The organism is Paenibacillus sp. 01T422 (assembly GCF_056398785.1).
Genome location: NZ_JBFTQB010000329.1, coordinates 1 through 6371, shown reverse-complemented (window position 1 = coordinate 6371; position 6371 = coordinate 1). Strand labels below are relative to the sequence as shown.

Here is a 6371-nt window from a genome sequence, read left to right as displayed (position 1 = left end):
GATCTATCCGCTAGTCTATGTGTTCAGTGCCTCGATTAGCGATAATGCGCTGGTGTCAAGCGGTGATGTCCTGCTTTTGCCCAAAAAAGTAACACTTGTAGCCTATAAGCAGTTGGCAGCTAATTCAGATCTATGGGTCAGCTACTGGAATACGATCCGTTATACGGTCGTTCATGTCATTCTGACATTGATTACCACGGCAGCTATGGCCTATCCGTTAGCGAAGAAATGGCTGCCTGGCCGCAAATTGATCTTGATGATGGCCGCTTTTACACTACTTTTTAGCGGAGGGATGATCCCAACGTTTCTCGTTGTGCAAAAGCTGGGCATGTTGAACTCGATATGGGCAATCGTTCTGCCTTCGATGATCAGCACATGGTATTTGTTCATTATGCGGACGTTTTTCGAAGCTTTGCCGGAAGAGCTGGAGGATGCAGCGACGATTGACGGTTGTTCCTCCCTGCAGGTACTATTGCGAGTCGTCATGCCGCTTTCGATGCCAGTGATGGCAACGATCGGACTATTCACGGCTGTGAACCAATGGAACGCTTTCTTCGATGCGCTTATTTACTTGAACGACCGTTCTATGTATCCGTTGCAAATTATGCTCCGGAACATCCTGATAGCCGGTACTACGATTCAAGGTGAAGGCGATATGAGCCTGCTCCAAACCATGAAATACGCCATCATTATGATGGCTACGCTCCCGATCCTCTGTGTGTACCCATTCATCCAGAAATATTTCGTTCAAGGAACGATGATCGGCGGAATCAAAGGGTAAGATCCGATTGCGACTTAGCTAGTGACTACGGTTTTATAGCAGCCTTTTAAACACATTGGGGAGGTTTTTTCATGAAAAAAAGAACAGTAGCAGCAGCCTTATCAGCCGTTATGCTTTCCAGCTTAGTCGCAGGTTGTACGAGTGGGTCAAAGGATACCCCTGTATCAGGGGATTCCAAGAAAGGGGATGAGGCTAAGAAGCCAATCACCTTTTCCTGGCTGGCTTATGATCGTCCTGAAGGGAAAGTGCGTCAAGACTGGGAAATTTTCAAGGAAATTGAAGCGAAAACCGGCGTGAAAGTGGAGTTTCAAGTGGTCAGTCAGGAAGGACTGAAAGAGAAGAAACAGATCATGATTGCGACCAACGCGGTTACTGACTTCATTCAGGTCGATACACTGGAAGGCAGACAGCATGGGCCAGACAAAGTGTTTTTGAATCTAAAGGATTACATGGATAAAGCCCCGAATATGAAGGCGTTTTTTGATAAATATCCAGAGGCTAAGGCGGTTGCAACGGGAGCGGACGGAGGGATTTATACCGTTCCGGTTATCGAGGGCGATGCCGAGGGCAAAGGGTTCAACTTTATCTGGTATACCCGTAAGGACATTATGGATAAATACGGCTTGAAAGCACCGACCACTGTGGAAGAATTTTACCAGTTCTTGAAAACTCTGAAAGAGAAGCAGCCGGATACCTATCCATTGATTAATAACGCAATCGTAGGCGATACAGGGCTATTCACGACGTTCGGCAGAGCTTTCACAGGCATTCATGGCTTCTATAACGTTGATCCTGCTACGGATAAATATGCTTTTGCACCATATCACAAAGGGTATAAGGACTCGCTGATTTTCCTCAACAAACTGTTTAATGAGAAATTGCTGGATCCTGAATTCTCGATGATCACACAGGCACAGTGGGAAGAGCGAATTCTTAAGGGCAAATCGTTGGTTACCTTCTTCTGGAAGGCTGATCTAGAGACCCTGATGGATAAAGGGCGCAAAGCCGGAATTGCCGATTACACGCTGGATGCGATTCCGCAGTTCGCTGCTGACGGAATTAAGAACTATCAATTCTCGCGTTCTGTTGTTGGTACTACGGGGCGTGCGATCTCCGCCAAGGTAAAAGATAAAGACAGAGCGGTTCAATTCCTTGACTACCTGCTCAGCGAAGAAGGTTCGAATTATCTATCCCTGGGGATCGAGGGCAAAACCTATACGAAGGAAAATGGCGTGCCTGTGTACAACAAGGATTTCGGCGCGTCGCCATTTACAACCCTGCGGAAAGATTGGGGAGTCTGGTATGACATGGTTACGCTGGACAATGCCAAATCCCGTGCTGTATGGGAAAGCGGCTTAAGCGATAAGAGCAAAGCGATTAACAAACTCTATGAATCGGTTATTATTCCAGCACCGAAGCAGATTGTTAAAACCAGTGAAGAGCTGGAACTGGAGAAGTCGAAGCTGAACAATTTGAACAAGTATTTGGAGCAAAAGCTGACTGAATTCGTGTCTGGAAAAACACCGATTAACGATAAAACATGGCAAGAATTCATTGATCAAACGAAAAAGCTTGGCGCAGACGAACTGCTGAATATGTACAATGCTGCTTACACTCGCACATACGGTAAAAAATAAACGCGTTGGCGCTGCAAGGAGGCCCATACACTTATAACGGGCCTCCTAAATGGAGGGATGATGATGGCCGAAAAGATGAAGGTCATTGATGTGGATGTCCACAATGAGCAGAACGATTCTGATTTGCTGCCGTATTTGGCTGAACCATGGCGCTCACGCGTGGCTGCTACAGGAATCGGATACTCCGGTTCTGGTTACTATTCGCCGGTTGGCGTCATGAAGAAAGACGCCATTCCGCCAGGCGGAGGCAAAGCGGGCTCCGACCCGGATCTGATGATCAAACAACTGCTAGAAGACTATAATGTCGAATACTGCGTATTAACCGGTGTCGTGTATAACATTTCAACGACGCATGATGCGGATTTTGCAGCCGTGATCTGCTCAGCTTACAACGACTTTTTGGCCGATAAGTGGCTTGGCAAGCATAAGGCTTTTAAGGGCGCTATGGCCGTCGCCACGCAGGATCCATATCTCGCTGCAAGAGAGATTGACCGTATGGGAGGACATCCCGACATCGTTGAGGTGATGATTTCCAGTGCGGCGCGCGCGCCTCTTGGTCAACGGCAGTTTCATCCCATTTATGAGGCGGCAGAACGCAATGGCCTGCCAATAGCGCTCCATCCCGGAGCCGAAGGAGGTGGCGGTTCTACTGCGCCTACAGCGGCCGGTTATCCATCTCGTTACATTGAGTGGCACACGTGTCTGTCGCAAATGTTCATGGCTCATCTCGTGTCGATGGTCTGCGAAGGGGTATTCGAGAAATTCCCGCGTCTGAAAGTGGTGCTAACCGAGGGTGGTATTGCCTGGCTGCCACATCTGATGTGGAGGCTGGACAAAAACTACAAAGCGCTACGCTCCACGGTTCCATGGCTCAAGAAGATGCCCAGTCAATACATTCGCGAGCATTGCTATTTGACTACGCAACCTATTGAGGAGCCGGACAATCCGCAGCACTTAATTGATTTATTCAATATGATCGATGCAGAGAATATGATTTTATATTCTAGCGATTACCCGCATTGGGATTTTGATTCACCGGATATRATTCTGCGAAGATTAAAGCCCGAAGCTAAGAGGAAAATCTTTTATGAAAACGCCAAAAGCTTATATAACCTTTAATTGATGGAGGAGCTTATGACGGTACACTATGTGTTAGATGCAGACGCAGTTCCCGAAGGCGGGCACGCAGTCGTCACAATCGAGGGGAAAAGTATCGGTATCTACCGGATCAATGGTGACTACTATGCGATCAACAATTATTGTCCGCATCAAGGTGCGCCGATGTGTGCTGGACTCGTCTCAGGAACGACGCTCCCGTCTGATGTATATGAATATGAATATGGGAAAAAGGGAGAGATCTTACGCTGCCCGTGGCATGGCTGGGAATTCGATATTCGAACTGGCAAATCGCTGTTCAGCGAGAAAATTTGGTTGAAAACGTTCGAAGTCAGCGTGCTTGACGGCAGGATTGGAGTGCAATTGGAAAGAAAGTAAGGACGGACGGAACTTAACTCTTTTTGATTTAATGGTGAATGTTCTCCCGCTTGGCTTTAAGAGGAGGAACTTGAGTCCGCTATTTCGTTGAAAAGGCACAATTCCACCTGTAAGAGGATCTACGGTCTGCTATTTTAATAATTCTACACGAAAAACGTGCAATGAAGACGAAATAAGGCCTTGTAGTTCCGATCAGAGAGGAAATAGTTCATTTTCCTATAAATAGAGGACCCTAGTTCCCTTTGTTATTGGTAAGGCGATGGAATGCGGCTGCATAGTGAATAGCGATCTTACATATTTTGGGTATGGGGCTGTCCCAAGAGTAGAAAAATCTACTTGAGGATAGCCCTCTTTTCTTTTATTTAGAGTTATAGGAGTACTCAACAAAGTACAGAAGAAAGTATTCGTTTTCCTCTAGGAAGATTTCCAGCCATGTGTTATTTTTACCACATGCAAATTCCATCCAAATCGTAGCCATGAAGGAGTTCATCGGATGTTTTATTACAAGCGAACAAAGTCATCGAAAACTTTACAAGTGGAAAAACAGCTATCAAAGCTGAGAAGAAAGAAGAGACTATCAAATATTTGGATTTAAAGCTGGACAAAGATACACATAAAGAAGCAATAATTGGTAAAGAAGGCGTTCATCATAAAGTGGAAAATGAGAAAAATTATCCGATCTACTGGCAAGCACGCGTGCGTAAAGATCCGATTTTGGCGGAAGCTTTTAATAAAAATCAGGAGGCTGCGAAAAGGGAAAATGGTTGTTGACCCTCTTGCTTTCGCACCGCCACTTGAGGCTATCGGCAAAAACAACTTGAAGCTGCAAATGTTAATGGAAGACACGTTAAGGGAGCGATGGGAAGATGAAAAAAATCGGATTTATTGACTATTATTTGGATGAATGGCATGCGGAGAAATATCCGGAGTGGATTGAGAGCGCATCAGAAGGCAGAATGAAAGTTGCTTATGCCTATGGCAAGACAAATCTCGAAGGTAAACTGACCAATGCGGCTTGGTGCGAGAAAAAGGGCATTCAGCTACTGGGCTCCATTGAAGCAGTCGTCGAGCAAAGTGATTATTTGATCGTGCTATCGCCGGACCATGCCGAGTTTCATGAGGAGCTTGCTCAGCTTCCATTGCGTTCCGGTAAGCCGACCTACGTCGACAAAACTTTTGCGCCGGACCGAGCTGCTGCAATCCGGATGTTTGAGCTTGCAAAGCAGTACGGGACGCCCATGTATTCAACTTCGGCCTTGCGATTCGCTGCGGAATATAAAGGGCTGAAAATGGAGGGAATTGAGTCCATATGCTCGTTGGGACCGGGAAGCTTTGAAACTTATGCGATTCACCAGGTGGAGCCGATCGTTTCCCTCATGGGAACGGACGTGAACCGCGTAATGTGGACGGGGACGACGAACGCACCCGCATTAGTCATCGGTTACGCGGATGGACGTCAGGCTACCATTAACCATTATGGCCCTAACTGTCCGTTCAGCATGGCGCTGCGCTCTGAGCAGGGGGAGTCGCAATTTCTGAAAATTGAGTCCAATTTTTTCGGGGCATTTATTGAGAATCTTGTGCGTTTTTTTGATTCGGGTGCTCCTGCTGTACCACAGGAGGAAACGATTGCAATTGCTGCCATTTTGGAATATGGCAAGAAGGCTGCGGAAACACCGTTTCAGTGGGTGGATTTGCCTTAGTGAGTGGACTTGCGTGGGCTGCTGAGTGGAAATATTCGTCCAGTCGGAACTACAGGCCGTTATTTCGATGAAAAGGCATAAGTTCCGCCTGTAGGTGGAACTACKGTCCGCTATTTTGCTGATTTCACCTAGAAAACGTGACATGGAGGTCGTATAAAAGCCTGTAGTTCCGCTCCGGGAGGAAAAAGCTCGTTTTCCTTGAAATAGAGGCCTGCAGTTCCCTCAAGGCGAAACCTTAGCGGGATTTTCCGCTAAGGTTTTATGTGATTTGTTATTGGTGATGAGGTTGAAGTTGGCTGGATGGTGACTAGTTAGAGGGGATGAAGGTGCAGGTTGAGTAAAGTAGCTAACACTGACCCTGACGGAGTTTGATCCGTCAGGGTTTCAGTTTGTTAACTAACTGAAGGCTATGTTCATGCTGCGACTCGTCGAGTCGGAACTACAGGCCGTTATTTCGGTGAAAAGGCATAAGTTCCGCTTGTAGGTGGAACTACGTTCCGCTATTTTGTTGATTTCACCTAGAAAACGTGACATGGAGGTCGTATAAGAGCCTGTAGTTCCGCTCCGAGAGGAAAAAGCTCGGTTTCCTTGAAATAGTGGACTCCAGTTCCCTAGGCGAGATGGTACTGAATCTGTCGAAGTTTTTCAGGTTAAGCTTGAATAAAGGAAACGAGACTTTTTCAGTTGCAGAGACAACCATCCATTTGACATATTATATTAAAGTGCAGCAATTGCGGTTTTTGGACCATTTTAGCG

7 protein-coding genes are annotated in these 6371 nt (G+C 46.6%); all 7 read left to right on the top strand.

What is annotated here, in order from left to right; all coding sequences use genetic code 11:
• Nucleotides 1-781, top strand: a 781-nt coding sequence (locus tag AC1DUA_RS18820) for a carbohydrate ABC transporter permease (protein ID WP_477501227.1), incomplete at its 5' end; no start/stop codon positions are given.
• A 71-nt stretch (nt 782-852) separates the two neighbouring features.
• A complete protein-coding gene (locus tag AC1DUA_RS18815; RefSeq protein ID WP_477501226.1) occupies nt 853-2418 on the top strand; it encodes an extracellular solute-binding protein in 1566 nt (521 codons plus the stop codon).
• 57 nt (nt 2419-2475) lie between these two features.
• Entirely contained in the window at nt 2476-3537 is a 1062-nt protein-coding gene (locus AC1DUA_RS18810; protein WP_477501225.1) for an amidohydrolase family protein, read from the top strand.
• 15 nt (nt 3538-3552) lie between these two features.
• The gene (locus AC1DUA_RS18805) at nt 3553-3912 is read left to right on the top strand and encodes a Rieske (2Fe-2S) protein (protein ID WP_477501224.1); all 360 of its coding nucleotides are present in this window, start codon (nt 3553-3555) and stop codon (nt 3910-3912) included.
• A gap of 585 nt (nt 3913-4497) precedes the next feature.
• A complete protein-coding gene (locus tag AC1DUA_RS18800; RefSeq protein ID WP_477501223.1) occupies nt 4498-4683 on the top strand; it encodes a hypothetical protein in 186 nt (61 codons plus the stop codon).
• A gap of 95 nt (nt 4684-4778) precedes the next feature.
• On the top strand, nt 4779-5615 hold the full coding sequence (locus tag AC1DUA_RS18795) for a Gfo/Idh/MocA family oxidoreductase (RefSeq protein WP_477501222.1): 837 nt from the start codon (nt 4779-4781) through the stop codon (nt 5613-5615).
• 596 nt (nt 5616-6211) lie between these two features.
• Nucleotides 6212-6371 (top strand): histidine kinase (locus AC1DUA_RS18790; RefSeq protein WP_477501228.1); only part of this gene is annotated, 160 nt, incomplete at its 3' end.